Source organism: Mesorhizobium sp. WSM4842, assembly GCF_055901575.1.
This window is the reverse complement of record NZ_CM148372.1, coordinates 840,112-866,933: the sequence shown is the minus strand read 5'-3', so window position 1 is coordinate 866,933 and position 26,822 is coordinate 840,112. Positions and strand designations below refer to the sequence as shown.

The following is a 26,822-nucleotide window of genomic DNA, read 5'->3' as shown; positions in this document are numbered from 1 at the left end:
TCCGCAAAGCGTGCCCTTACTTGCGTTTGTCCTCGACCGCATCCCAGAACAGGCTCGCAATATCGGCGCCACCAAAACGCTGCACTTCGCGCACGCCGGTCGGCGACGTCACGTTGATCTCGGTCATGTAGTCGCCGATCACGTCGATGCCGACGAGGATAAAGCCGCGCTCTTTCAGCGACGGGCCGATGCGGGCGCAGATCTCGCGTTCGCGCTCCGTCAATTCGGTTTTTTCGGCGCGGCCGCCGACATGCATGTTGGAGCGTGAATCAGTCTCGGCCGGCACCCGGTTGATGGCGCCGACCGGCTCACCGTCGATCAGGATGATGCGCTTGTCGCCGGCGCGCACCTCCTTGAGATAGCGCTGCACGATGTAAGGCTCGCGGAACAACTGCCCGAACATCTCGAGCAGCGAGGCAAGGTTGCGGTCGGCCTCGTGCAGGTGGAAGATGCCGGCGCCGCCATTGCCGTAGAGCGGCTTGACGATGATGTCGCCGAACTCCTTGCGGAAGGCGGCGACCTCCAGCGGGTCCTTGGTGATCAGCGTTTCCGGCATCAGGTCGGGAAATTCGGTGACGAAGATCTTTTCCGGGCTGTTGCGCACCCAGGCCGGGTCGTTGACCACCAGCGTCCGGGGATGGATGCGCTCAAGGATATGCGTGGAGGTGATGTAGTTCATGTCGAACGGCGGATCCTGCCTGAGCAGGATGACGTCCATCTCCGACAGGTCGGTGCGGACTTCTTCGCCGAGCGAATAGTGATTGCCCTTCTCATCGCGGACCTGCATTGCCTCGATGCGGGCAAACACCTTGCCGCCGCGCAGCAACAGTCGATCGGGCGTATAATGGAAGAGCTGATGGCCGCGCCGCTGCGCTTCCAGCGACAGCGCGAAAGACGTGTCGCCGGCAATCGAGACGGTGGAGATGTGGTCCATCTGGACGGCGATTTTCAGAGGCATGGCGGATCTCCGGCGGATCGTATGGCTGTTTGCCTGTACAACCTCGCCGGTCATCTGCCAATCGCGACATTTGAGGATTGCCTGCTGCAAGCTGGGCGTGTGTCGGTCAGTTGCAGACAAAGCGAGGCTGTGTGTGCGCTCGATGCCTTCGTGGGTTGGCCGCGCTGCGAGGACGCGTAGTGGGGCGTGATCGTCTTTTTGTCTGACATAAGCCTCCGGAATCCGTTTTTCTCCCTTGCTCCCCCGACCGGGCTGGCTAGGATGCGCGCCGACTGAGCCTACAGCGCCGCGCGTCCTTTTGGACGCTCAAAGGACGCTGTAGCACTTTGATTTTGCGCATGATCCTTTCCGAAAATCGAAACCGATTTTCGGGGCCATGCGCAGGGAGAAAAAGATGATGCCATCGGCGCGCTTTGCCGACCTTGAAGGTGCTTCGGTGCTGATCACCGGCGGCGGTTCCGGCATCGGCGCGGCGCTGACCGAGGGTTTTGCCCGCCAGGGAGCGAAGGTCGCCTTCATCGACATCGCCGATGGCCCGAGCCTGGCGCTGGCCGACCGCATCGAGAAGGATCTTGGCCGGCGGCCCCTCTATCTCAAGACGGACATACGCGACATCGAGGCGCTGCGGGCTTCAGCCGCCAAGGCGGCCGAAGCCCATGGCGACGTTACGGTGCTGATCAACAATGCAGCAGTTGACGATCGCCACGCGGTGGAGGATGTCACCGTGGAGTTCTGGGACAACAACCAGGCGGTCAACCTGCGTCCGCATTTCTTCACCGCCCAGGCGGTAGCGCCGGGCATGAAGCGCGCCGGCGGCGGCTCGATCATCAACTTCACGTCGACGTCGTTTCTGATCAACCACCCCGACATGCCGGCCTATACCGCCGCCAAGGCCGGCATCGTCGGCCTGACCAAGGGGCTTGCCGGCGAGCTCGGCGCCGACGGCATTCGCGTCAATGCGATCGCACCGGGCTGGGTGATCACCAAGCGGCAGAAGGAGCTCTGGGTCACCGAACAGGCGCTCGCCGCCCATATTGCCAAGCAATGCATCAAGCAGGTGATGCAGCCGGAAGACATTGTCGGCACGGTGCTGTTCCTGGCGTCGGACGTTTCGCGGATGCTGACCGCACAGATGCTGATCGTCGATGGGGGCTTCCTGTGAACTCAGCGAGCAACGTGCCTTCTGTGGCCGCCGTCGACTGGGGCACGACCCGTCTCAGGGTCTGGCTGGTCGATGAGGCCGGAAACGTGCTTGCCGAGCGCCGCGGCGACGACGGGCTGATCACCGCGCAAGCCGCCGGGTTTTCGACCGTCCTCGAAGGACATCTGGCGGCGATGGGCGCGCCGGAAGCGATGCCCGTCATCGTCTGCGGCATGGCCGGATCGCGCCAGGGCTGGCTCGAGGCGCCCTATGTCACCGTGCCGGCGCCGATCGGTGCCATCCTTGCCGGTGCTGCGCGCGTCCCCGGCCAGCGCCGCGACATCCGCATCGTGCCGGGCCTGGCCCAGCGCCAGGCCGACGCGCCTGACGTCATGCGCGGCGAGGAAACGCAGCTTGCCGGCGCCGGTTTGCCGGCAAAAGGCCACCATCTCGTCTGCATGCCCGGCACCCATTCGAAATGGGTGCTGGTCGAGGACGGCGGCGTTACCGGTTTTGGCACTTGGCCGACCGGGGAGCTGTTTTCGGTGCTGGCGGCGCATTCGATCCTGCGCCATTCGCTTGGCGAGCAGCCCCAGCCGGTTGCAGCAGGCAATCCGTTTTTCCGGCGCTGGTGCGAGCAAGCGCTGGCTGAGGGCGGCGATGTCACGTCGAGGCTGTTCTCGATCCGCGCCGCGGGCCTGCTGCAGGACCTGAACCCCGACGATGCCGCTGCTTGCCTGTCCGGCCTGCTGATCGGCGGCGAGATCGCGTCGGCCAGCCGCCGTTATGCCAAAGGCGGGTCGGTCGTGCTGGTCGCTTCCGGCGCGCTCGGCACGCTCTATACTGAGGCGCTCGGTCTTGCCGGACTTGCGGTGAGAGCCGTCGATGCCGAAGAGGCAGTGCGTGCCGGCTTGATCGAGGCGGCGCGTGAAAATGGCATGATTGCCGGAAGCGGAGTTGTAGCATGACCGAGACCGCACCGTTTCCGAAGCTCGGGCGAGGCCTTGTCGCCATCCTGCGCGGCCTCAAGCCGGACGAGGCGGTGGCCGTTGCCCGGGCGATCTTCGAGGCCGGCATCGAAGCGATCGAAGTGCCGCTCAATTCGCCGGACCCTTTTGCCTCGATCGCGAGGATCGTTGACGCGCTGCCGGCGACGGCACTGGTCGGCGCCGGGACTGTGCTGACCGCGGCCGATGTCGATCGCTTGCACAAGGCCGGCGGGCGGCTGCTGGTCAGCCCCAACGTCGATGCCGATGTCATGGGCCGGACGATGCATTACGGCATGGTGACGATGCCCGGCGTGTTCACGCCAACCGAGGCCTTCCAGGCCATCCGGCTCGGCGCCTCGGCGCTGAAATTCTTCCCGGCGAGCGTGCTTGGCGCGGCCGGCATCGCGGCGATGCGCGCGGTTTTGCCGGCTGAGACGCTGGTCGGTGCCGTCGGCGGTGTTTCGGAAAAGGACTTTGCCGGCTACAAGGCGGCCGGCGTCAGCGTCTTCGGCCTCGGCTCCAGCCTGTTCAAGCCTGGTATGAGCGTCGACGAGGTGGCAACGCGGGCGCAGGCCGCAGTCGCAGCCTGGGATGCGGCGTTTGGAGCGGCAGGATGAGCGAAGCCATCGTCTCGGTTTTTTCCGACCATGTCTGCCAGCTCGGCGAAGGCCCGAGCTACGACCCCACCACCGATACGCTCTACTGGTTCGACATCGTCAACGGCCAGCTTTTGGAAAAGCGCCTTTCCGGCGGTACGGTCAAAATCCAAGAGCTTGGCCAGATGGCCAGCGCGATCGCCTTCATCGACGACAAAAGACAATTGATCGCCACCGAAACCGGCCTGCATGTCCGCGACGTGGCGACCGGCAAGATGACACTGCACACGGCGATCGAGGCCGACAATGCGGGGACGCGCTCGAACGATTCGCGCGTCCACCCCTGCGGGGCCTTTTGGGTCGGCACGATGGGCAAGGGTGAGGAAAAGGCCGCCGGCTCGATCTACTGGTTCCTCAAGGGAGAGTTGCGCCGGCTTTATTCCGACATCACGGTGTCGAACTCGATCTGCTTTTCCGAAGATGGAACGTTCGCCTTTTATACCGACACCAGCACCGGCCTGTTGATGCGCGTCGCCTGCGATCCAGCGACTGGCCTGCCGGTCGGCGAACCGAAGATCTTCGTCGATCACCGCAAGGCCAAGGGCTATATCGACGGTTCGGTGCTCGATCGCGACGGTGTTCTTTGGAACGCCTGCTGGGGCGGCAGCGTCATCGAAGCATACGGGCCTGACGGCAAGCTCATCCGATCGGTCGCGATGCCGGTGACGCAGCCCTCCTGCCCGGCCTTTGTCGGCAGGAATGCCGATCGGCTGGCGGTCACCTCCGCCTGGTCGGGCAAGGATGAGAAACAGCGCCTGCTGGATCCGCAAGCCGGCATGACGTTTCTGCTCGATATTCCGGTGAACGGCCACTTCGAGCCGCGCGTGCTGATCGCCTAGGCCATGATCCCGAACCTTCGGTCCGGAAAAGATCACGGTCAACAGGAAGATCGCGCCAGCACTGTCGCGCAGGCGTCCAGCTGACGTCGGTTTTCCGCGAAAGCCGAATGCGTCTGCCGTGCGATGGTAGGCAATCGCGCTGCCAGGACCCGTTCATCCCCGGATCGTGCATCTCATGTCAAGCCGCAGGCCGAAGCTGATCCTTGTATACGAGCCGGAAAAGGCCTGCTTCGACCGGCTGGTCGCCGATGGCCACGTGCCGGCGCGCGCCGCCGAAATCGCCTCCTATCTGGCGCAGTCGACCGACATCGCCCCTGAGTTCGACACGCTGGCGGCAGCCTGCCAGACGCGCGGTCTGTCGTTCGTGCCGGTGGAACTCGACGATGCCGCAAGCGTGCTTGCCGGTGAGGACACGACGCTCGTCTGGACGCTGACAGACGGCGTCGCCTATTTCCGCGGTGGCGCGGCACCGGCTTTGGCGAGGCTGAACGGCCTGAAGGCACTCGGCGCCGATGATGCGCTGTTTGCACTGTGCCAGGACAAATTCCGCTCCGGCGCCGTGCTCGGCGCACTCGGCCTGCCGGTGCCGCAATCCGGCTTGGCCCGCGACGGCCGCTGGCTGGTCGAGCCACCAGCTTCGCCAGCCGGCTGGTTCGTCAAGCCGAACCGGCTCGGCGCCAAGATCGGCATCTGGCCGGAGTCGCGCAACAGTGATCTCGGCCACGCACTGGAGCTCAGCCGGCGTGTTTTCGACGCCTATCGCGACGATGTCGTCGTGCAGCCCTATGTCGCCGGGCGCAATGCGCGCGCCAGTTTTCTGGGCCTGAAGCCGGACACCGGCGTCGAAGCGCTCGGCGTCGCCTTTGTCGATTCGGGCGGTGATTTCCAGACCATGGCGGACAGCCTGGTGCTTTACGGCGACACCGGCGAGGCTGCCAGGGCGGCGGGAACATACACCGAGCCGGTGCTGCTGCCGGTCGCCGCCACCCAGCCGCGAGCCGATGCAAGGATCCGACGGATCGCCGAAAGCATGATGACCGGACTTGGCTTGCGGGATGTGTTTTCCATCGATTTCCGGGTCGAGGCCGACGACAGCGTCCATCTCATCGAGTTCGAGGTCTGCCCCGGCCTGCCCTGCTTCGATTTCCGCGCCTATTGCCGTACGCAGTGGGAGATGGGCCTCGCCGATGCGATGGCCGAGACCGCTGCGAGTCGTTTTGGTCGATTGGCCGCGTCTTGAGCAGAAATCCTGCGTGAAGCTGCCCGGAACCCTGCAGCCAAGTCCGCCAGTGGACTTCGGAAGATGGCAAGATCGAAGTCGGTGTCTGGGAATGTTCGCAGGGCCGGTTCACCGCGCGCCGAGACACGAATTCCGAGATTTGCCACATCGTCTCCGGCCGCGTGACGCTGCACGGTCCCGACGGCGCGGCCAAAGATGTCGGGCCCGGCGAATTGCTTGTCCTGCCTCTTGGCTGGGAGGGCGAATGGACCATCCACGAGAAAACGCGCAAGCTTTACATCCTGCATTCGGTCTGATCGCCGCGGGCACGTTCGCGACGGTTCCAAATGACTCTGCACGCTACGGCGGTGGCCGCTGAACTAAACCCCTTCGACCAGCACGATCTCGCCGTCGGCCACCTTCTGGCGGATCGCGACGGCGCGCTGGTATTCGGGCGAGTGATAGCAATCCTGCGCCGCAGCCAATGACGGAAACTCGATGATCACATTGCGGTCGCGACCTGGGCCCTCGGCCTTTTCATGTGCACCGCCACGTGCCAGGAATTTTACATCGAAAAGGTCGAAGGCAAGCTTGGCGGCGGCAACATAGTCCTTGTAGCCTTCGGCATCGCGCACATCGACGCGGGCGATCCAGTATCCCTTTGGCATGCTTCTTCTCCTGGTTTTTGGCCGTGCACGGACCGATTTCGAAAATCGCTCCGGCGAGATGGCTGGGGGCGTTTTCGAGAACCGGAGTGGAGCGTACGTAAAGTATATGAGCACCGGAAGCGGAGAAAACGCCGTCAGACAGCCGCCGGAGTAGAGTTTCGGAATTGGTCCTAGGCCGAGCGCATTTCGTCAAGAATTGCTTCCGCGACCGCCCGTCTGTCGGCGGCGCCGACGATCGGCCGGCCGACGACGAGATGGCTGGAGCCGTTGCGGATCGCCTGCGCCGGCGTGACCACGCGTTTCTGGTCGCCATGGTCGCTGCCCTTGGGCCGTATCCCCGGCGTGACGACGGCCATGTCAGGCCCGACGATCCGGCGCACCGCTTCCGCTTCCTCGGCCGAGCAGACGATGCCCCCCATGCCGGCATGCAGCGCCTGTTCGGAGCGCCTCAGCACCAGCGTGTGCGGGTCATGCTCATAGCCGGCGTCGATCACGTCCTGCTCGTCCATCGAGGTCAGCACGGTGACGCCGAGCAGGCAGAGATCGCTGCCCCTGGCGGCCTCGACCGCTGCCTTCATCGTCTTCGGATAGGCGTGCAGCGTCAGCATGGTCATGCCCATTCTGGCAATGGCCTCGACACCCTTGGCCACCGTGTTGTCGATGTCGAGCAGCTTCATGTCGAGGAAGATCCTGGTGCCGCCGCTGGCGAGCTCGCGGGCGAAGTCGAGGCCGCCGGCGAATGCGAGCTGATAGCCGATCTTATAGAAGGAGATGACCCCGTCGAGCTCGCGCACCGCCTTCTCGGCGTCCTTCAGCGTCGGCAGGTCGAGGCCGACGATCAGCCTGTCTTGCATGGTGCTGTCGCGTTGCTGGATCACGCCTCGATCCGCGTCGACAGCATGCGCGAGGTTTCGATCAGCGTGCGGCATAGGTGCTCCATCGATCTGTGCAGTTTCTCGTCCCTGAAATTTCCGTCCTCGTCGAAGGCGTTGCCGCCCTCCGGCACCGAGCATTCCGGCGTCACCACCTCCATCTTGCAGCGCACCAGCACGGCGCGCAGATGGTTGATGCAGCGTACCCCGGCGAAATGTCCTTTGGAAGACGAACAAAGGCCGGCGGGCTTGCCGGCGAACGGCCTGAACGACCGCCCGCCATCCATGCGCACCCGGCTCACCCAATCGATGGTGTTCTTGAGCAGCGGCGGGATCGAGCCGTTATATTCGGGCGTCGCGATCAGCAGCCCATCATGCGCAGCGATCTGCCGGGCAAACTTGATGGCGTTTTCAGGAATGCCTTTCTCCTTTTCCAGGTCCTCGTCGAGGATCGGCAGCGGATACTCGGCAAGCGAGATGCGGGTCACCTCGGCACCCTGCAGGGCGAGTTCCCTCTGCGCCACATCGGCGGTCCTGCCGCTGTAGGCGCCAGTGCGAATCGAACCTGCGACGACGAGAATTTTCGGGATCACTGCCATTGGCCACACTTGTCCCCGGACAGGTACAGCCAAGGAACGGTCAAATCAACGCACCGGCCCAAAAATCGAAAAGCGATCTTTGAGGCACTGAGTGAAGGGTGTGTTGAGATTCAGGTCAGGCCGAGCCGGAGTCGAAGACGGGCGCGAAGCGACCAAACAGGTGGGTTCCGAGAACCGGAGCGGAGCGTACTTGAAGTACGTGAGCACCGGAAGCGCAGGAAGCTGCCATTTGCAGGCCGGCCTCACCTGAATATCGGCACACCCTAATGCGCCCCGCGCCGGTAGATCCACAGCTGCGTTGGCGGGATGTTGCGGATGACGAAATGGAAGTGCTCGACCGTGTAGTCGCCGCGGCCGGGCGGGATCGGCGACAGCGGGCCGTAGGTCAGCTGCACGATCGGGCGGCCTGTCGGGATGCGGTCGAGAAGGCTTTCGACATAGGCGATGCGCTGGGCGACCGGGAAATTGAGCAATGGCACGCCGGAGATGACCGAATCGAAGGTCAGACCGCTCTTGTCGCCGAGCGTCGCATCGAGATTGAAGGCGTCGCCCTCGATGACGTTGACGCCGGGATAGAGCTGGCGCAGATGGCGCACGAAATCGGGGGAGTATTCGACTGCGTAGAGATTTTCAGGCTTTACGCCCTGGGCGAGGATGGCTCGGGTGATGACGCCGGTGCCGGGCCCGACTTCGAGCACCGGCAGGCTCGACTTCGGGTCGACGACGGAGGCCATCTTGCGGGCCGTGATGGAACTGGTCGGCACGATCGAACCGACCGCCTTCGGCTTGTCGATCCAGCCCTTGAAGAATTTCAGTTCGTCGTCGAACTTCTCTGCCAGAGCCTTTCGCAGTCCGGGACCATGTGCCATGCAAGTTCTCCTGAACGGTCCCCCGAGTGGCTACTTAGCAGCTACGGGCTTCAAGGCAAGGCGGACGCCGGTATAAGGTGTTGATGACGCTAGGGGAGCTTCCGCTCGATTGTATCTTACACCCGATTGGCGAGAGTCGCCATCAGCGCTCGCCGAAGGTCTCGAAAAAGTCCTTCATGCGGGCGAAAAAGCCGCTCGACTGCGGCGAATTATCCTTCGAGGAAAGCTGCTCGAACTCCTCCAGCAGCTCGCGCTGGCGGCGGGATAGGTTCTGCGGCGTCTCGACCGCGGTCTGGATGTAAAGATCGCCGACGTTGTGCTGGCGCAGCACCGGCATGCCCTTGCCCTTGAGGCGGAACTGGCGGCCGTTCTGGGTGCCTTCCGGCACCTTGACCTTCGTCTGGGTGCCGTCCAGCGTCGTCACCTCGAAGGAACCGCCAAGGGCAGCCGTCGTCATTGAGATCGGCACCTTGCAGTAGAGATCGGCGCCGTCGCGCTGGAAGAATTCGTGCGGCTTGACCGCCAGGAAAATATAGAGGTCGCCCGACGGGCCGCCGCGCAGGCCGGCCTCGCCCTCATTGGCAAGGCGGATGCGCGTGCCGTCCTCGATGCCGGCCGGGATATTGACCGACAGCGAGCGCTCCTCGGTGACGCGGCCCTGGCCGGCACATTTCGGGCACGGCTCCTTGATGGTCTGGCCACGCCCCTGGCATTGCGGGCAGGTGCGCTCGATCGAAAAGAACCCTTGCGTGGCGCGCACCTTGCCGTGGCCGTTGCACATCGAGCAGGTGACGGGCTGGGTGCCGGGCTTGGCGCCGCTGCCGGAGCATTCCGTGCAGGAGATCGAGGCCGGCACGTGAATCTGTGCGGTCTTGCCGGTAAACGCCTCCTCCAGCGTGATTTCCATATTGTAGCGCAGGTCGGCGCCGCGCTCGCGGCCACCTGAGGAGCGGCGCTGGCGCCCGCCCATCATGTCGCCGAAAATATCCTCGAAGATGTCGGCGAAGCCGCCGGCGCCGAAGCCGTGTGCGCCGCCGTTCATGCCGCCCTGTTCAAAGGCGGCGTGGCCGAAACGGTCGTAGGCCGCACGTTTCTGCGGGTCCTTCAGCGTCTCGTAGGCTTCGTTGATTTCCTTGAATTTGTGCTCACAGGCATGATCGCCGGGATTGCGATCGGGATGGAACTGCATGGCGAGCTTGCGGAAAGCGCTCTTGAGCTCCTTCTCGTCGGCCCCCTTTTGCACGCCCAACGTTTCGTAGAAATCAGCTTTCATCTTTTCCTGCAGTCCGGATATTCAACGTCTTGAAGCCTTGTTGCGTCGTTTGCCGGCACGCTGTTCCGATTTAGGTGCGATGGAGCCGGGATGCCAGTGTTGACACGGGCTTGCTCGCACTTTTTCGATCAGGCCCGCACTTTTTCGGCCAGAGTTGCAAAAAAGCCCGGCTTTGCGCCGGGCTTTCTGCCTAAACCTGCCATCCGGCCGCTCAGGCCGACTTCTTCTTGTCGTCGTCCTCGTTGATTTCCTCGAAATCGGCATCGACCACGTCGCTGTCCTTGGCGGCATCCGCCTTGGCGTCAGCCTCCGCGGCTTCCTTCTGCGAAGCCTCGTACATGGCCTGGCCGAGCTTCATCGAGGTTTCTGCGAGCGCCTGGGTCTTGGCTTCGATCTCGGCCGTGTCGTCGCCTTCGGCAGCGGTCTTCAGCGCCGCGATCGCATCGGCGATCGCCGTGCGATCGGCCTCGGAAACCTTCTCGCCATATTCCTTCAGCGACTTCTCCGAGGAATGCACCAGCGCCTCGGCCTGGTTGCGGGCCTCGACCAGCGCGCGCCGCTTCTTGTCGGCCTCGGCATTGGCTTCGGCGTCCTTCACCATCTTCTCGATGTCGGCGTCCGAAAGGCCGCCAGACGCCTGGATGCGGATCTGGTGCTCCTTGCCGGTGCCCTTGTCCTTGGCCGAGACATTGACGATGCCGTTGGCGTCGATGTCGAAAGTGACCTCGATCTGCGGCACGCCACGCGGCGCCGGCGGAATGCCGACCAGGTCGAACTGGCCGAGCGCCTTGTTGTCGGCGGCCATTTCACGCTCGCCCTGGAAGACGCGGATAGTCACGGCCGACTGTGAATCCTCGGCCGTCGAGAACACCTGGCTCTTCTTGGTCGGGATCGTCGTGTTGCGCTCGATCAGCCGCGTGAACACACCACCCAGCGTCTCGATGCCGAGCGACAGCGGCGTCACGTCGAGCAGCAGCACGTCCTTGACGTCGCCCTGCAGCACGCCGGCCTGGATGGCGGCGCCCAATGCGACGACCTCATCCGGGTTGACGCCCTTGTGCGGCTCCTTGCCGAAGAACTGCTTCACGATCTCCTGGATCTTGGGCATGCGGGTCATGCCGCCGACCAGGACGACCTCGTCGATTTCGCCGGCTTTCAGACCGGCATCCTTGAGCGCCGCCTTGCAGGGATCGATCGTGCGCTGGACGAGATCCTCGACCAGGCTCTCGAACTTCGCCCGCGTCAGCTTCAGCGTCAGGTGCTTGGGACCGGTGGCATCGGCGGTGATGAAGGGCAGGTTGATCTCGGTCTGCGTCGTCGACGACAGCTCGATCTTGGCCTTTTCGGCCGCTTCCTTGAGGCGCTGAAGGGCGAGCTTGTCGCTCCGCAGGTCGATGCCCTGTTCCTTCTTGAACTCGGCCGCCAGATATTCGACCAGACGCATGTCGAAGTCCTCGCCGCCGAGGAAGGTGTCGCCATTGGTCGACTTCACCTCGAAGACGCCGTCGCCGATTTCGAGCACCGAAATGTCGAAGGTGCCGCCGCCAAGGTCATAGACGGCAATGGTCTTGCCTTCCTTCTTGTCGAGGCCATAGGCAAGCGCGGCCGCGGTCGGCTCGTTGATGATGCGCAGCACTTCGAGGCCGGCGATCTTGCCGGCATCCTTGGTTGCCTGGCGCTGGGCGTCGTTAAAATAGGCTGGAACGGTGATGACCGCCTTCTCGACCTTCTCGCCGAGATAGGCTTCCGCCGTTTCCTTCATCTTCTGCAGGATCATCGCCGAGATCTGGCTGGGTGACTGCTTCTTGCCGCCGGCCTCGACCCAGGCGTCGCCATTGTCGCCCTTGACGATCTTGTAGGGGACAAGCTTCTTGTCTTTTTCCGTCACCGGATCGTCATAGCGGCGGCCGATCAGGCGCTTGACCGCGAAGATGGTATTTTCAGGATTGGTGACTGCCTGGCGCTTGGCCGGCTGGCCGACGAGGCGCTCGCCATCGCTGTTTATGGCGACGATGGAAGGGGTCGTGCGCGCGCCTTCCGCATTCTCGATCACCTTCGATTCCTTGCCATCCATGATGGCGACACAAGAGTTGGTGGTCCCCAGATCGATACCGATTACTTTTGCCATTTTTCTAATCTCTCCGCTAAGCAGGCTCTCAGGACCCGTACAGGCGTTCCGGCGAAAGCCCCTGTTCACAAGAAATTCCGCTTCGGCAACCGGCATTCCGGCGTCGAACGGCTTGGCGCGTATATAAGAACAGGCTGCGCGGCGCGCAAGCATTCTGCGCAAGGCGTCCAACATCCTTTTCTCGGGCCGGCCGGTTGTTCTCCGGCCATGGCTCCCCTGAACCTTTCCGCGTCCGTTCGCGACTGACACCAAGGTGCGCCGCATGGTGCGGCCCTGGAAAGGAAAGCCCCATGACTGGAAATCCAGAGCCTCCGCGGTCTCCGGGAACTCAGCGCGACCACCGCTTGCGGGATGGAGCCGATATGCCAGGCCTTCCGCTGATTCCGTTGACCCCGCGTAAGTGCCGGCATATCGTGACTACGAGGAAAGCAGACAATTCGATCAGGGAAAAACGTGCCGGAACGCCGCGCCTTGCCCTGATTTGCGCGGAAATGCCGGATGTTTCTCCCGTAGCCCGGGGGGGAACTCCATGTCTGGCGACCACGGCGCGTTCGTGCGCACTCGTGCTGGCCGTTCGCGTCGTGCGATGCAACAAACCAGTGGCTTTCTGGCGCTGGCGCTCGCCACCACCCTGTGGCTTGGCGGTGCCGCCCAGGCGCAGGAAACGCAGATCATCTATCGAGGCTCGATGGCGGTGACCGGATTTTCCGGCACCGTCATTCCCGATTTCGAACAGGATCCCACTCTCGAAGAAGGCCCCAAATTCGAAGAGGGCCTCCCGCCCGGCGTCGACCCTGTCGGCGAAACCTTCATCGACACGACGCGCGCAACCTTGCGCGTTTTCGATGTTTCAAGCCTAGGCGGGCCGGCTTCCGGCCAACTCGTCTTCACGCCGCCGCCCTTCGAAGTGACGGCCGGGCAGATCGGCCAGGTGTTCGCCATCACCTATGACGACGGTGTCCGCGACGGCGCTCCCTCAGGCATTCCGAACCTCTATGCCGGCGCCACCTCGTTGCATGGCATCCGCATCGTCACGTCAGACGAAGATGCGGACGGTCCTCCCGAGCGGCAGCGTCGCGGTGCTGCCGGCGCCACCTTCATGGATGGCCAGTTCGGCACCGAGAACGGTGGCGGACCGGGCACGATCTGGAAGATCGACGGCATCTCCGGCCAAGTGAGCAAATTCGCCGACATCGACACCAACAGCGGTCCCAGCATCGGCGACGTCACCTTCGACACCATCAACCGCCAGCTCTTCGCCAGCGACCTCGACACCGGTCTCATCCATCGCATCGATGCCAACGGCGCCCTGGTCGACATGTTCGACCACGGCATTGCCGGGCGTCCGGCGCACCAGTTGGCCCCGCTTGCCGACGATGGGACGGGGATGGACATCGAAGACGCTGCCTTCGACAGCGAAGACCCCGACAGCTGGGGCTACACGCAGGATGAGCGCCGCGTCTGGTCCGTCGCCTATCATGGCGGCCGACTCTATTATTCGGTTGGTGAAAAGGCCGAGATCTGGTCGGTGGGCGTTGCCCGCGACGGCAGATTTGCCGGCGACCCGCGCTGGGAGCTGACGGTCAAGGCCGACAAGGACCACGCCGTCACCGACATCGCTTTCGATATCAGCGGCTTCATGTACCTGGCCCAGCGCGGCCCGGTGGAAAGCCGCTACGACTACAGCCAGTTCGTCGATTCCGGCAAGGGAGAGGTCATCCGCTATTGGCGCGAAAACCCGGACGATCCGGCGACGGAATCAATCTGGGTGGAAATGCCGCAGGACTATCCGGTCGGTTTCCCGCAAGGCAACCGGCAGTCGGCCGGCGGCCTCGACCTGCAATATGGCTATGGCGCCGACGGCAATCTCGACGCGAGCGTCTGCACCGAAACGCTGGTCAAGACCGGCGACAAATTGCGCAACAATCCGGCGCTTGCCGAACAGCTCGCCGGCGGCGGGCCGCTCGCCTTGCACGGCGTGCAAATCACGCCGGCGGCATTGGTCAAGCCGGCCAACGTGCCCCCCTTCGGCTCGTGGTTCGTCGACTTCGACGGTTATTTCGAGGACCCCGAGGTTGAAGGTCATGTCGGCGACGTCGAGGTCTGGCACCCCTGCGAAGGCCGTGCCGGCTACTACGAGCAGATACCGGGCGGCGGTTACCTGCCACCTTTCTATCCGCCTGATTTTCCGCCGCCCGGCGGCGTGCCTCCTTGCCTCGACCTTGAGGATGTCAGGTATTTCTGCACGCCCTCCGGTCTCGAGGCCGAACTCTATCTCCGCGACCCTGCCGGCTTTGGCGGCGATTCGATCAAGGCTCTGTCCAGGACATCAGGCGTCGGCGTGACTTCACCCCTCTCGCATGCTCCCGGCGCGCGCCACACGATCGGCATCACCGGCCATTATCCTGGCGACACGATCGATGTCGGGCTCTGCTTCTACAGGCAGTCCGACCGCGAGAAGGGCGGCTACTTCCCTTGCTGCAAGATGACCGTGTCGCTCAGAACCCCAGCCGTCAGCTGCGAACGTTGAGGAGGGGAAGGTGAGCATTTCAGCATTTTCCCCGCTTGCGACGAGCATGAAACCGCTGTCACTCGCCAGGCGCAGCGCGCGCTGGCTGATGGCGGCCGGGATCGCGGTTGCCATGCTGGCCCCGGCGCAAGGCTTCGCCCAGGACCTTGTTCCGGCCCAGACCAGCCAGGTCGACCTCGACAAGCCCGCCGATCCCGGTCCGCTCGTAACCGCCAGTCCGGATTTCGGACTCGACCTGGACAATCCGCGCATCGTCAATCCGCGGCCCGGCCGGGTTGTGCCTTTCTTCACCAAGAAAGGCAGGCAACGAGGCTGCGACTTTGTCGTATATTCGCTGAGCTTTGGCCTGCGCGGCAACCCGCAAGCTTTTGCCAGCCCGAGCCTCGCGGCCGCGCTGGAAAAGGTCAAGATCGACTTCAAGGACCAGCTTCCGAATGGCCTGCGGATCGTCGGCGTGCATGTGTCCGGCGACGGCACGGATGCGTCCGGCGGACCGCTGCCCGGGGCCTCGATCAGCACGGCGGCAAATCCCAACGACACGGCTGATGTTTCCGATTTCCGGCTCTCCGCCTCCGATCTTGATGGCGTCGGCGCTCCGAACGAGCGCGTCATTACCTTGCAGATCACCGCCAGGATCGACCATGCGGCGTTTGCCTCGCCGGCGATCGTCGACAATCAGGGCATGATCAAGCTGACGGTCGGACCCGGCACCGGGACCATCATCCCGTCGCAGGATCCGGCCAAGCCGGACGACGGCAATTTCCTCACCGGCGAAAAAACCTCGATCAAGATCGACTTGACCAAATGCAACCCGCCGCCTCCACCTCCCGGCGACCGGGAATGCTTCAAGGTGGAACGCGGCACGGTCGATTGCGTACCCGGCGGCGGCGCCTTCATCTACCACATGCCGGTCGGCGCCGAGATGGGCGGCAAATGGGTGCAACTTTCGACGACGACACCCGGCATCACCGTCATCCCCGACACGCAATTGGTGCCGGCGGGCGGCGGTGTGCTCGACTGGAAGATCGTCGGTGCCTCACCTGGCGAGGTCATCCACCTCATCGTCACCGGAATCGAAACCTATGCCGGCCCGGAAGAGGGCTGGGGCCTGTGCTGCACGCAGACGATCGAAATCGTCATTCCGCGCGACCAGAGGTGTCCGCCCAAGGACAGGGAGCCGGATCTGAAAGTCGAAAAACGCGCCGACGTTCCGCGTTGCACGATGGGTGGCGACTGCGACTTCACCATCAGGGTCACCAATGTCGGCGACGGGCCGTATCACGGCAAGATCGTTATCGACGAAGTAACGCTGCCGGCCGGCTCCACTCTCGATTCAGGACCGAATGCGCCCTGGGCCTGTGCGCCGGCGGCCACCCCGATGATGTGCACCCATCCAGTGACCACGCTCAACCCGGGTGCCTCCGTCGACCTCAAGCTCGGCTTCAAGCCGGCCGGAGGTTGGAAGGGCCGCATCTTGCGCAACTGCGCCGCCTATAATTATGGGGCCAGCGGCAAGCCGCTGTTCGGCAGCCAGCAAAACGACCGCGGCTGCGCCTCGATCCCGATCTGCCGGCGTGGCGACCGTGACCGCGACTGCCGGCCGCCGGTGGAAAAGAATGTCGATCTGATACTGAAGAAGCGTGCCCGCACCCCGGTCTGCACGGCCGATGGCGTCTGCACCTTCGTGATCGACATCATCAACAACGGCATTGTCCTCTATGACGGGCCGCTGACGGTCACCGACACCTATCCGGGCGGCGCGCCGGCATCGTCGAGCTTCGGCCCAACCCCGCCCTGGACATGCGGACCGAACGGCCCCAGCCAGTTCCGTTGCGACAATACCGGCATCGTGCTCTCGCCGGGCGCCTCGACGCCGATTTTCGTCAAGGCGGTGATGCCGGCCGGCTATCGCCCGGACACCGTCGAGAACTGCGCCGAGGTGAAGGCCATCCCCGGCGAGAGCGACTTCAGCAACAACCGCGCCTGCGCGAAGCAACGCATCGGTGATGGCGGCAAGCCGGCCATGCGCATTACCAAGATGTGCAGCGGCTCGCTGGCCGGCGCTGCGGCCGTCACCTGCCGCATCACCGTCATCAGCACCGGCACCACTGCTCCCACCGGTCCGGTGCGGGTCAGCGATGCCGCCACGCTGGTGGTCGGAGGCGCCCCCGTCCCGATCCAGACTATCACCCCTGACGGCGTGGAATGGGCGTGCGGACCGGTTCCAGCCAATGCGCTGTCGTGCCAGATTCCCGGCGCCATTATGACGCCCGGAACCAGCCGCCATTTCGATGTGACGGTTGCCGGCAATGGCGTGTTCGAGAACTGCGCGCGCGGCTTCTACGGCCCGGCGCCAGGAGACGACATCGTCTATCCGATCGGCAGGGCCTGCGCCAAGGGTGGCGGCGCCTCGACCATCCGTGTCGAGAAGACCGGCGATGCCGAGTGCCGGATCGGCCAGCCCTGCTCTTTCGAGATCACCATCGCGAACGATGGCCAAAACGTCTTCTCCGGTCCGGTTCGCATCGGTGATGCGCTCGGCGTCGAAGGCCTCGGCCGGCTGGAAGGTGTTGCGATCACCTCGATCGACCCGCCCTTCGGCTGCGCGCCGGAACCGGCGACCTTGCCTGCGTCCTGCATCGCCAACCTGACGCTCGGCGCCGGGGAAAGCCACGTTCACCGTGTGACTGTGATCATTCCCGACGACGGCCGCCTGGCCGATGTGCAGGGCACCGTCAGCGGCCAGAACTGCGTCGGCGCGCTGTCGCCCGAAACGCCGGTGCGAGGTGCGGGCGAAGGGCTCTCCCGCGACCCGGCCAATGTGCAGGGCGATCGCGGCAAGGCCTATGCCTGCCATCCCTTCACCATCATGCGTGACGTGAAGAAGGAGAAGGAGTGCTCCGAGGGTTTCGTGATGAACGACGCCGGCCGGTGCGTCTGCCCGGAAGGCAGCACTTTCCGCAACGGCCAGTGCTCGTCGGGTGGCGGCTCGGTCATCATACCGAAGCCGAAGGAGCGCTGCGTGCTGCTCAAGGGCCAGACCCGGACCTCCGACGGGCGTTGTGTCTGCCCGCGCGGAACCGAGCTGGAGAACCGCAGGTGCGTGTCGACCGACGAGCCGCCGGCACGCCTGTGCAAGCTGTTGCTTGGCCAGATCCGTACCCAGGATGGTGATTGCATCTGCCCGAGAGGGACGGAACCAAGGGGCGACGCCTGCCGGCCGATCCGGAAAAAGCCGCCCCTAGTGGAACAGTGCAAGCTGCTGCGCGGCCAGATCCGCACCAAGAACGGCGCCTGTGTCTGCCCGCGCGGGACCGAGGTGATCAGAGGGGCATGCCGCAGGCCGCAGGTGGAGTGTGCGCCTGGCTCACGGCTGATCAACGGCCGGTGCCAGCCGATCGTCAAGCGGCGCTGTCCGGTCGGGACAGTCGGACAGTATCCGGACTGCGCTCGGATTCGCAGGGCGCCGACGCTGCAGATCAATCCGAACCTGTTGCTGAACCCGAACATCCTACAGCAGCCGAGGCGCAGGCCGCGGGCTCTCCAGTAGGGACCCGGCGCGCAACAGTCCGTCACATTGGACCGCAATACCAAGACCTCGCGGGAGCAATCCGGCGGGGTTTTTCGTTGGTCGGACGTGTTTCAGCCGCTGCGTGAACCTAATCGCTGCAGTCGGCGACAAACTCCCTGAAGGAACATTTCAGGGAGAGAGAAGATGTCTTCAACCAAGCATATTTTTCGCAACACGGCGGCGACCGTCGCCCTGATCGCAGCCGCGCTCGCCACCACACCGGCCTTCGCCAAGCAGGCGAACATCAAGTCAATGTCGTTCAACACCGAAAGCGCCAACACGACGATCCATGTCGGCTCCAGCGACAAGCAAAAATGGGACACGCTTAAGAGCGGCAACGTCCAGTTCTGGGGCCACATGAAGCTCAACACATGGTGGCCAGGTTATGTGCAGGATGTCGGCGTGGCGCTCGGCGTTTGTGGACCGGGCCAGTGCGGCGCGTTTCCGCCGATCTGGAGCACGTCACCTGTCAACCGCGACTACGATCATCAGGAAAATTTCTACTTCGATCCCTCCATAATACCGCTGTCGTCGGACACCGGTATCGCCGTCGTGCCTTACGGCGACCAGATCATTGCCAGGTGCAACCAGCACCTCCAGCCCGATGGGCCGACAAAGTCTTACTCGTTCACGCACAGCTTCCATGCGAGCTTCTCGGCACTGACCGACACGGCGCTCGATATGGACAATGCGGTCAGCGAGGCCCAGGGCGGCAGCTGGCCCCATCCGCTGTACGACTCGCACTATGCCGAGCACGGATCGTTCGACGTCCAGGTTGTCTGCGACCCCGTCATCAAGCCGCCGGTTCAGGACGTCGCCAATGATTTCGGCGAATTCGACGTGGGCAACGTCAAGCTGTTCCTGACCACCTACCAGTCGAACCAGGCCGGCTCGACGCTCGGTACGGTCTGCCCGTCGTTGAAGGTCACGAGCCGGGCGCAGGCTAACCAGGCCGGGCCTGTGTCGATGCGCATCTGGCGCCAGAAGAACGACGGGCCGATCACCTCCGAGGTGCAGCAGGCGTGGGCGTCATACGACGCTACCAAGAATGGCTATTTCGGCACCTACGAGAAATGGGAGGATGTCGGCGCCACCGCCTACTTCCAATACAAGACCGAGATCATCGGCATCGGTCCGTTCGAACCATTTGACGGCTGGAAGGACATCACCGTCCATTGCACCGGCGCGGGCGGGGGCGGCTTCACCGACGCACCTCAGGACAACCCCGAAAACCCGCCGGCGCATTCGGACTGGCAGGGAGAGGTCACTGTCTCGGACAGCGCTGGCTTCAAAAAACTCTGCCCACGCAAGGGTCAGGTGGCGTTCCAAGTTGAGCGCGATGCGCCGGGTGCGTTTCACTACCGCATCAGCTGCTCGAACGGCGCATTCTTCACCGGCACGACGGCCGCCTTCAACGATGGCGGTGTGTTCAAGGCGAGTGCCGCACACGAGCTCAGCATCGTCAGAACCCGCTCGATCCAGTGCACCCTGCAGGAGATCAAGCAGAACGGTTCGATCGCCACCGTCGACAACAGCAGCGAGGATTTTACCTGTATCAAGCGCAATTTTGATCCGAATGGCGATGGTCTGGCGGTCGATACGCGACCCAATCCCGGCAAACCGCAACTTCCGCCGGTCGTCATCGATGCCGGCCGCACATGCCTGCCGAGCCAGAGGCTGATCCGTGGCAAATGCGTCGACAGGCCGCTCGTGGCTGCCTGCCGCAGCACCGAAAAGCGTGTCAACGGCAAGTGCGTTGGGGTCAGCATCCACTGCCTGCCCGGTTACCATCAGGTCGGCCTGAAATGCGTGCGCAATGCAGTGATCGCCGACAGGTGCAAGCGCAACGAACAACGCATCGACGGGAGATGCGTGCGCAATACCCCCATCATTATCGACTGCAAGCGCGGCTATCATCTGGTCGGCAAGGCATGCGTTAACAACCCGCTGATCATCACCGCCTGCCGGGCAACCGAAAAACTGGTGCGTGGACACTGCGTGCCCAAGCAACCTGTGAAAAAGCCCAATCTGCAAAAAGTGAAGCAAGGCAGCGGCAGGGTCTTACTGCCACGACTGGCCAGGCCGCGGCATCCGGTGAACTGAAATCGCGACGCTTGAACAGGGAGAGAGGTGGCCGACGCTGCCTCTCTCCTTTGTGCAACAACCCATCTTTGTGCAACAGCCACCGGCGCCGGATTCCTGTCGACAAGCGGCGCTGAGACGATTAGAGCGACGTCAAAGTACGCGTCTCAAGGCTTTGAATCTTCGCTTCGTGCTTTCCGCAAATTGGATTCCGATTATCGGGCCGATGCGGTAGGCGAAGGCGGGCTCAAGAACGGGAAGCGAACATGGCTCACAAGATCCTGATCGCGCCATCTTTGCTGGCGTCGGATTTTTCGAAGCTCGGCGACGAGGTCGAGGCGGTAGCGGCGGCCGGCGCCGACTGGATCCATCTCGACGTCATGGACGGGCACTTCGTGCCCAACATCACCTTCGGTCCGCCGGTGATCAAGGCGATCCGCAACCGCACCAAGGCCTTCTTCGACTGCCATCTGATGATCGCGCCGGCCGATCCCTATCTGGAGGCCTTCGCCGAAGCCGGCTGCGACGGCATGACGGTGCATGCCGAGGCCGGGCCGCATCTCGACCGTTCGCTGCAGACGATCAGGGACCTCGGCAAGAAGGCCGGCGTGTCGCTCAACCCGGCGACGCCGGAAACGGCGATCGAATATGTGCTCGACCGGCTCGATCTGATCCTTATCATGACCGTCAATCCGGGTTTTGGCGGCCAGGCCTTCATTCCGGGGGTCGTCGACAAGGTGAAGCGGGTGAAAGCGCTGATCGGCAATCGGCCGATCCGGATCGAGATCGACGGCGGCATCTCGCCGCAAACAGCACCTTTGGTCACCGCCGCCGGCGCCAGCGTGCTGGTCGCCGGTGCATCCATCTTCAAGGGCGGCAGCGTCGAAGCCTATCGGGCGAACATCGAGGCGATCAGGACAGCGGCCGACCAGGCGGCCGGTTGACGCTGCCGGCGTCGTTACCAGAACGCGCCGTCTCTTCAGCCGGTCAGGAATTCGTTGGCCGACGCCGGTGCGCTTGTGCTCGTGACATGCGGCCCCATATGCTCTGTCTCACCCTCATGCCTCTCCGGACCCTCCCGCAGGCTCCTCTTCGACGGTCGGATTGATGAACCGCAGCCCTTTCTTCGCTGATTTGCTGAACACCATCGCCGATCGCGGCCGGATGATGCTGAACCTCGTGCGCGGTGACGAGCCGGTCTCGGCCGACAGCCTGGGGCGTCTGTGCGCCCGTCTGCTTTCCAGCCAGGGCGAGGCATCGGGTGTCGCCTATGCAAGGGAAATCCTGGAGCGCTGGCGCATCCTCGGCGCCGACGGAAGGCTGGCTTTCCTGCATGTGCTGCGCGATCGTTTCGGCACTGATCACGCCAGGCTTGCCGCCGCGGTGGATGCCTATCGCGCCGAGCCCGACGATCGCTCGGCACTTGCCCTGCACGACGCCGCCGAGCCGGCCAGGCAGGAGCTCCTGCGCCGCCTGAACCTGGCGCCCGGCGGCATCGAGACGCTGGTGCGCATGCGCGAGGATCTGCTTGCCCGGCTGCCCACATCGCCCGATCTCGCCATCGTCGATGCCGATTTCACGCACCTCCTGTCGTCGTGGTTCAACCGCGGCTTCCTGGTGCTGCGGCGGATCGACTGGTCGACACCGGCCAACATATTGGAAAAAATCATCCGCTATGAGGCGGTGCACGCCATCCACACCTGGGACGATCTGCGCCGCCGGATCGAACCCGACGACCGGCTCTGCTATGCGTTCTTTCATCCGCAGCTCGGCGACGAGCCGCTGATCTTCGTCGAGGTCGCGCTCACCCGGGCGATGCCGATGACGATCGCCGAGCTGCTTGCCGACGAGCGGCCGCTGGTGCAGCCACGGCAGGCCACGACAGCGGTGTTCTATTCCATCTCCAACTGCCAGGAGGGCTTACGCGGCATTTCCTTCGGCAATTTTCTGATCAAGCAGGTGGTCGAGGATCTGCGCCGCGACCTTCCCGGCTTGACCGATTTCGTCACGCTGTCCCCGGTGCCGGGCTTTGCCCGTTGGCTGGCTGAGCAGACTGAAACCATACCCTCCGCCGCCGAAGTGTTAGACCTCGTCGCCGACGAGGGCTGGCATGCGGACGCTGCCGCGCGCGACCGCGTAGGCCAGGCCCTGCTTCCTCTTGCGGCGCAGTATTTCCTCGAAGCCCGCACCGCCTCCGGCAAGGTGATCGACCCGGTCGCCCGGTTCCATCTCGGCAATGGCGCGCGGCTGGAGCGCATCGATCTTTTCGGCGACCTGTCGCTCCGCGCCTTGCGTCAGGCGCATGGCCTGATGGTCAATTATCGCTACAAGCTTGACGATATAGAGAAGAACCACGAGCTGTTCGCCGCCAGGAACGATGTGGCGGCCGCGCCCGCCGTGCGCCGCCTGCTGCCGAACCGGCGAGACCGGGCCGCGCCGCGGCTTCCGGCGCAAGCTCAGGGGATTGAGGACAAGAGGGACATATGAGCAACCCACCCGCTTCAGGCTGCGGGCCGAACAGCTGATACCTTAGGCGCTCCTTGCGACACCGGCCTCGAAAACCCTGTCGCCTTCTATCCAGACGCCCTTGACGTCCAATTCGTCCGACAGCGCAACGATATCGGCGGAGGTGCCGTTGGCGAACCGCCCGAGCCGGTGCGACTGGCCGATCGCCTGCGCCGGATAGAGCGAAGCCATGCGCAGCGCCTCCGAAAGCTCCAGTCCGACAACTCGGTGGACGAAGCGCACGGCGGAGATCATGTCGAGATCGGCGCCCGCCAGCGTCCCGTCGGCAAGCCGCAGGCTGCCGTCCTTGCGATAGATGGTGCGGCCGTTCAGCGTGAACGAGGTCATATCGGTGCCGATCGTCGCCATGGCGTCGGTGACCAGGAAAATTTTTGCCGGGCCCTGCTTGGCGCGCAGCGCGATGGCCATGGTGGCGGGATCGACATGGATGCCGTCAGCGATGATGCCGGCAAACAATGTGGCTGTATCGATGGCGGCACCCGCCAGACCCGGCTCACGATTGCCGATCTGGCTCATTGCGTTGAACAGATGGGTGACCATTGTTGCGCCGGCATCGGCGAACGCGCGCGCCTTGGCATAGCCGGTGTCGGAATGGCCGAGGCTGACCACGATGCCGGCCTCGACGAGCGCCGAAACGCGCACGGTGTCGACGGATTCCGGCGCGATCGTGGTCAGCAGCACTGGCAGGTTTTTCCGCGCCGCAATCAGCATCGCCTGGTCGGCATCTGACATTGGCCGGATCAGCGCCGGGTCATGCGCACCCTTCCGGGCGACCGATAGATGCGGGCCTTCGAGATGCAGACCCAAAAAGCCCGGCACCTTCTGCTGCGCGGCCTCCGCTCCGGCGGCGACCGCGGCGGCGGTGATCTCAGGCGTGTCGGTGATCAGCGTCGGCAACAGTGCCGTCGTGCCGAAAGGCGCATGCGCCCGGCAGATGGCTTCGATCGAGGCGACGTCGGGATGATCGTTGAGCATGACGCCACCGCCGCCATTGACCTGCAGGTCGATGAAGCCCGGCGCAAGCATGCCGCCGTCGATCTCGATACGCGCAACGCCGGATGGAACGGCGCCGGCGGCAACGATGGCCTCGACCAAACCGTCGCGGACGACTAGGGCGGCGTTATCGTGCCAGTCGTCGCCGTCGAAAATCCGGGCGCCAGTCAGGGCAAAACGGTCGCTCATATGGTTTCCGTCACCTTGCGAAGATGGGGCGGCGTGTCCGGATCGAGACCGCGATGACGGGCAAAGGCCTCGACGAAGCCATAGAAGGACACGATCAGCGCCAGTGGGTCGGTCAACGGATGGCCGGTGGCGACATGCGTCAGGTGCTGAGCGCTTTTCGCCTGGTCCGAAGTCACGAAGATGGCCGCACCCTTGGCCGCCAGGCTGTCGGCGGCCTCTGCGATCGATGGCTCGGAAGCATCGCGGGCGGCGAGCGCCAGCACCGGAAAATCGGGCCCGACCAGTGCCAGCGGGCCATGCATCACTTCGGCAGCACTATAGGCCTCGGCATGCATGGCGCAGGTTTCCTTGAACTTCAGCGCCGCTTCATTGGCGATCGCAGCGGACGGACCGCGACCGAGGATGAACAGCGATTTCGGCGTCTCCAACGCACCGGCCAGCGCCATCCAGTCGCAGGCGATCGCCTTGCGAAAATGCTCCGGCAAGCGGGCAAGTGCTGCCAGAAGCTTATCGTCGCCGGTGCTATGCGCCATCAAGGCGAGGCCGGCGACAGCCGAATTGACGAAGGTCTTGGTCGCCGCAACGCTGCGTTCCGGGCCGGCCAGGATGTCGATCGCATAATCGGAGGCGCGCGCCAGCGGCGAATCGGCAGTGTTGGTGATGGCGACGGTCAGGGCACCGCCGGCTCTCGCGGTTTGCGCCATGGCGACAATGTCCGGGCTCTTGCCCGATTGCGAGATCGCCAGGCAGGCTGAGCCGGCCAGCTTGAGCTTGGCGCCGTAGATCGAAGCGATCGACGGGCCGACCGACGCAACAGCAAGGCCGGCGGTCAGCTCGACGGCATATTTCATGAAGGTGGCGGCATGGTCGGACGAGCCGCGCGCCACGGTGACGACGAACTGCGGATCGCGCTCGCGGATGCCGCGCCCGGCCTCGGTCAGCACCGCTGCCGAGCCGTCGAGCAGGCGTGCGGTCGCCTCCGGGATCTCCTCGATCTCGCGCCGCATATGGGTAATTGTCGCGCTCATGGCCGGCCCTCTTCGCCCGGCCCGCTCAGCCGGAGTTCGGCGACGAAATCATAGGCGTCGCCCCTGTAGATCGAGCGGGTGAATTCGATCACCTTGCCGCTCGCCAGATAGGAAATACGCTCGATGTGCAGGGCGGCAATGCCAGGCGGCACTTCGAGCAGGCGCGCGTCGTCGTCGCCGAGATTGGCGGCGGAAATGCGCTGCACCGCCCGCACCGGCCGCAGCCCCGTCGTTTCCAGCGCCGCGTAGAGCGACGAACCGATCGCCGCCGGGTCGGGCAGCACGCTGGCCGAGAGGGCGGCGCGCTCGATCGCCAGCGGCGTGTCGTTGGCAATGCGCAGGCGCGCCACCCGCGCCACCAGTTCGTTCGACGACAGGCCGAGCACCATCATCTCGTCCGGCGAGGGCGCGTAGAGGCCGCGGTCGAGCCAGGCCGAACGCACAGCCATGCCGCGCCGCGCCATATCCTCAGTGAAGGATGTCAGCCGCGACAGCGACTGCTCGACGCGTTCCATCCGCGGCGCGACGAAGGTGCCGGAGCCGTGGCGTTGGACGAGGATGCCGCCCTTGACCAGATCCTGCACCGCCTTGCGCACGGTGACGCGCGAAATGTCGGCCTTGCTGGCAATATCGCGCTCGGAAGGCAGCGCATCGCCCGGCCCGATCAGGCCGCGATTGACCGCGTCCTCGATGCTCTTCCTAAGCTGCAGATAGAGCGGCGCGCCGCTCTGCGACGACTGTTTCAGCATGGCGAAGATCTGGTCGGCGGCTTCGCTCATCGCGTTGCCTCCGCCGCTTTGGCGAAGACACGAACTGCCATCTGCACCGCGCCGCCGAGCGCATCGTCGAGCGGCGGCTTCAGCAGCGCCCGGTAGCGCGCCGACAGGCGTGGTGCATAGAGCGGCGCCAGCCCGCCAAGCAGGCAGAGCGGATCGTCGTCGCCGAGATCGAGCACGCCAAGTGCTGCCTCGACGTCGGCGACCGCCTTGTCGAGGATCCAGTTGGCGACGGCGTCGCCCTTTTCGGCATGGTCGAACACCTTTGGCGCGAAGCCGCCGAAATCGCCGGGTTTTGCGTTGGTGGTGAACTCGACCAAATCCTCGGGATTGTCGCGGAAGATGGCGAGCATGGCCTGCGTCAGCGGCGACCCCTGGCGGATGCCGTCATAGGCAAGCAGCGTCTGTTCGAGCAGGTCGCGGCCGATGCGGGCGCCGCTGCCCTGGTCGCCGACCTGAAAACCCCATCCGCCGATGGCGCGCGACTTACCGTTTTTACGCGCCATGTAGGCGGTGCCGGTGCCGAGGATGGCCATGGCGCCGTCACCGAAGCCGATCGCGCCTTCCAGCGCGATTTCGGCGTCGGTCTCGACGCGGCTGATGCTGAACGGCAGGATCGCTTCGAGCTGCTGCCTGTAGGTGCCGACATTGGCGCCGGCGAGGCCGAGGATGGCCGGGGTCTGCGGGATCAGTTCGGGGTCTTGTCCGGCGGCGACAAAGGCCTGCCGCGCCGCGTCGACGATGTTGGCCCTGGCGCCGGTTAGATCGGTGCGGATGTTGGCGGCGCCGCTCTTGGCGCGGCCAATGACGGTGCCGTCCGCTGTTGCAAGGGCCGCCCTGCAGCTGGTGCCGCCGCCATCGATGCCAAGCACGAATTTCACACGATTTCTCCTCCGGGCGGATAATACCAATAAAA

At 64.3% G+C, this 26,822-nt stretch carries 21 protein-coding genes and 1 pseudogene; 11 read left to right on the top strand and 11 right to left on the bottom strand.

The genetic code is table 11. The features are described from left to right. Window positions 1-16: 16 nt before the first annotated feature. Window positions 17-958, bottom strand: coding sequence for a glutathione synthase (gene gshB / locus AC0NIE_RS04010; RefSeq protein WP_473485669.1), 942 nt, complete (start codon window positions 956-958; stop codon window positions 17-19). Window positions 959-1,352: 394 nt separating this feature from the next. Between gshB and AC0NIE_RS04005 the strand changes: the two genes are divergently transcribed. From AC0NIE_RS04005 to AC0NIE_RS03980, 6 genes and pseudogenes are all read left to right on the top strand, one after another. Then, window positions 1,353-2,120: an SDR family NAD(P)-dependent oxidoreductase gene (locus AC0NIE_RS04005; protein ID WP_473485668.1), complete on the top strand. Its 768-nt coding sequence runs from the start codon at window positions 1,353-1,355 to the stop codon at window positions 2,118-2,120. Further along, the gene (locus tag AC0NIE_RS04000) at window positions 2,117-3,067 is read left to right on the top strand and encodes a 2-dehydro-3-deoxygalactonokinase (protein WP_473485667.1); all 951 of its coding nucleotides are present in this window, start codon (window positions 2,117-2,119) and stop codon (window positions 3,065-3,067) included. Before AC0NIE_RS04005 ends, AC0NIE_RS04000 begins: the two co-directional genes overlap by 4 nt. After that, the gene (locus AC0NIE_RS03995; RefSeq protein ID WP_473485666.1) at window positions 3,064-3,705 is read left to right on the top strand and encodes a 2-dehydro-3-deoxy-6-phosphogalactonate aldolase; all 642 of its coding nucleotides are present in this window, start codon (window positions 3,064-3,066) and stop codon (window positions 3,703-3,705) included. Before AC0NIE_RS04000 ends, AC0NIE_RS03995 begins: the two co-directional genes overlap by 4 nt. After that, window positions 3,702-4,583 (top strand): SMP-30/gluconolactonase/LRE family protein, encoded by an 882-nt coding sequence (locus AC0NIE_RS03990; RefSeq protein WP_473485665.1) that lies wholly within the window; start codon window positions 3,702-3,704, stop codon window positions 4,581-4,583. The genes AC0NIE_RS03995 and AC0NIE_RS03990 overlap by 4 nt, the downstream gene beginning before the upstream one ends. Before the next feature lie 175 nt (window positions 4,584-4,758). Further along, complete coding sequence (locus AC0NIE_RS03985; RefSeq protein WP_473485664.1) at window positions 4,759-5,823, top strand: D-alanine--D-alanine ligase family protein; 1,065 nt, start codon at window positions 4,759-4,761, stop codon at window positions 5,821-5,823. 68 nt (window positions 5,824-5,891) lie between these two features. Beyond that, window positions 5,892-6,119 (top strand): annotated as a pseudogene (locus AC0NIE_RS03980) (cupin domain-containing protein); the annotation flags it as partial. A gap of 63 nt (window positions 6,120-6,182) precedes the next feature. Here AC0NIE_RS03980 and AC0NIE_RS03975 read toward each other — a convergent pair. From AC0NIE_RS03975 to dnaK, 6 genes are all read right to left on the bottom strand, one after another. Beyond that, window positions 6,183-6,470, bottom strand: coding sequence for a DUF1330 domain-containing protein (locus AC0NIE_RS03975; protein ID WP_123146043.1), 288 nt, complete (start codon window positions 6,468-6,470; stop codon window positions 6,183-6,185). 170 nt (window positions 6,471-6,640) lie between these two features. Beyond that, on the bottom strand, window positions 6,641-7,324 hold the full coding sequence (gene pyrF, locus AC0NIE_RS03970) for an orotidine-5'-phosphate decarboxylase (RefSeq protein ID WP_123147316.1): 684 nt from the start codon (window positions 7,322-7,324) through the stop codon (window positions 6,641-6,643). Window positions 7,325-7,344: 20 nt separating this feature from the next. After that, the gene (locus tag AC0NIE_RS03965) at window positions 7,345-7,941 is read right to left on the bottom strand and encodes an NADPH-dependent FMN reductase (RefSeq protein WP_473485663.1); all 597 of its coding nucleotides are present in this window, start codon (window positions 7,939-7,941) and stop codon (window positions 7,345-7,347) included. Window positions 7,942-8,204: 263 nt separating this feature from the next. Further along, the gene (gene pmtA / locus AC0NIE_RS03960; RefSeq protein WP_473485662.1) at window positions 8,205-8,810 is read right to left on the bottom strand and encodes a phospholipid N-methyltransferase PmtA; all 606 of its coding nucleotides are present in this window, start codon (window positions 8,808-8,810) and stop codon (window positions 8,205-8,207) included. A 142-nt stretch (window positions 8,811-8,952) separates the two neighbouring features. After that, entirely contained in the window at window positions 8,953-10,083 is a 1,131-nt protein-coding gene (gene dnaJ / locus AC0NIE_RS03955; RefSeq protein ID WP_473485661.1) for a molecular chaperone DnaJ, read from the bottom strand. Window positions 10,084-10,294: 211 nt separating this feature from the next. Continuing rightward, window positions 10,295-12,211 carry a molecular chaperone DnaK gene (gene dnaK, locus AC0NIE_RS03950; protein WP_123147317.1) on the bottom strand — a complete coding sequence of 639 codons (1,917 nt, stop codon included), beginning with the start codon at window positions 12,209-12,211 and terminating at the stop codon, window positions 10,295-10,297. A gap of 586 nt (window positions 12,212-12,797) precedes the next feature. Here dnaK and AC0NIE_RS03945 point away from each other — a divergent pair. The 5 genes from AC0NIE_RS03945 to AC0NIE_RS03925 all read left to right on the top strand — a co-directional run bounded on the left by AC0NIE_RS03945 (window position 12,798) and on the right by AC0NIE_RS03925 (window position 22,881). Further along, complete coding sequence (locus AC0NIE_RS03945) at window positions 12,798-14,741, top strand: hypothetical protein (RefSeq protein ID WP_473485660.1); 1,944 nt, start codon at window positions 12,798-12,800, stop codon at window positions 14,739-14,741. A 46-nt stretch (window positions 14,742-14,787) separates the two neighbouring features. After that, window positions 14,788-18,291 carry a DUF7929 domain-containing protein gene (locus tag AC0NIE_RS03940; RefSeq protein WP_473485815.1) on the top strand — a complete coding sequence of 1,168 codons (3,504 nt, stop codon included), beginning with the start codon at window positions 14,788-14,790 and terminating at the stop codon, window positions 18,289-18,291. A gap of 165 nt (window positions 18,292-18,456) precedes the next feature. Beyond that, the gene (locus tag AC0NIE_RS03935; RefSeq protein WP_473485659.1) at window positions 18,457-20,415 is read left to right on the top strand and encodes an EB domain-containing protein; all 1,959 of its coding nucleotides are present in this window, start codon (window positions 18,457-18,459) and stop codon (window positions 20,413-20,415) included. A 245-nt stretch (window positions 20,416-20,660) separates the two neighbouring features. Continuing rightward, window positions 20,661-21,338: a ribulose-phosphate 3-epimerase gene (gene rpe, locus AC0NIE_RS03930; RefSeq protein ID WP_473485658.1), complete on the top strand. Its 678-nt coding sequence runs from the start codon at window positions 20,661-20,663 to the stop codon at window positions 21,336-21,338. 163 nt (window positions 21,339-21,501) lie between these two features. After that, on the top strand, window positions 21,502-22,881 hold the full coding sequence (locus tag AC0NIE_RS03925; protein WP_473485657.1) for a malonyl-CoA decarboxylase: 1,380 nt from the start codon (window positions 21,502-21,504) through the stop codon (window positions 22,879-22,881). A 42-nt stretch (window positions 22,882-22,923) separates the two neighbouring features. On the opposite strand, the gene nagA is transcribed toward AC0NIE_RS03925, so the two are convergent. From nagA to AC0NIE_RS03905, 4 genes are read right to left on the bottom strand one after another with little or no spacing between them, the layout of a single operon-like run. Further along, window positions 22,924-24,102, bottom strand: coding sequence for an N-acetylglucosamine-6-phosphate deacetylase (gene nagA, locus AC0NIE_RS03920; protein ID WP_473485656.1), 1,179 nt, complete (start codon window positions 24,100-24,102; stop codon window positions 22,924-22,926). Continuing rightward, window positions 24,099-25,130 (bottom strand): SIS domain-containing protein, encoded by a 1,032-nt coding sequence (locus AC0NIE_RS03915; protein WP_473485655.1) that lies wholly within the window; start codon window positions 25,128-25,130, stop codon window positions 24,099-24,101. The genes nagA and AC0NIE_RS03915 overlap by 4 nt, the downstream gene beginning before the upstream one ends. After that, window positions 25,127-25,909 carry a GntR family transcriptional regulator gene (locus AC0NIE_RS03910; protein WP_473485654.1) on the bottom strand — a complete coding sequence of 261 codons (783 nt, stop codon included), beginning with the start codon at window positions 25,907-25,909 and terminating at the stop codon, window positions 25,127-25,129. Before AC0NIE_RS03910 ends, AC0NIE_RS03915 begins: the two co-directional genes overlap by 4 nt. Continuing rightward, window positions 25,906-26,787 carry a glucosamine kinase nucleotide-binding domain-containing protein gene (locus tag AC0NIE_RS03905; RefSeq protein ID WP_473485653.1) on the bottom strand — a complete coding sequence of 294 codons (882 nt, stop codon included), beginning with the start codon at window positions 26,785-26,787 and terminating at the stop codon, window positions 25,906-25,908. The genes AC0NIE_RS03910 and AC0NIE_RS03905 overlap by 4 nt, the downstream gene beginning before the upstream one ends. Window positions 26,788-26,822: the final 35 nt, after the last annotated feature.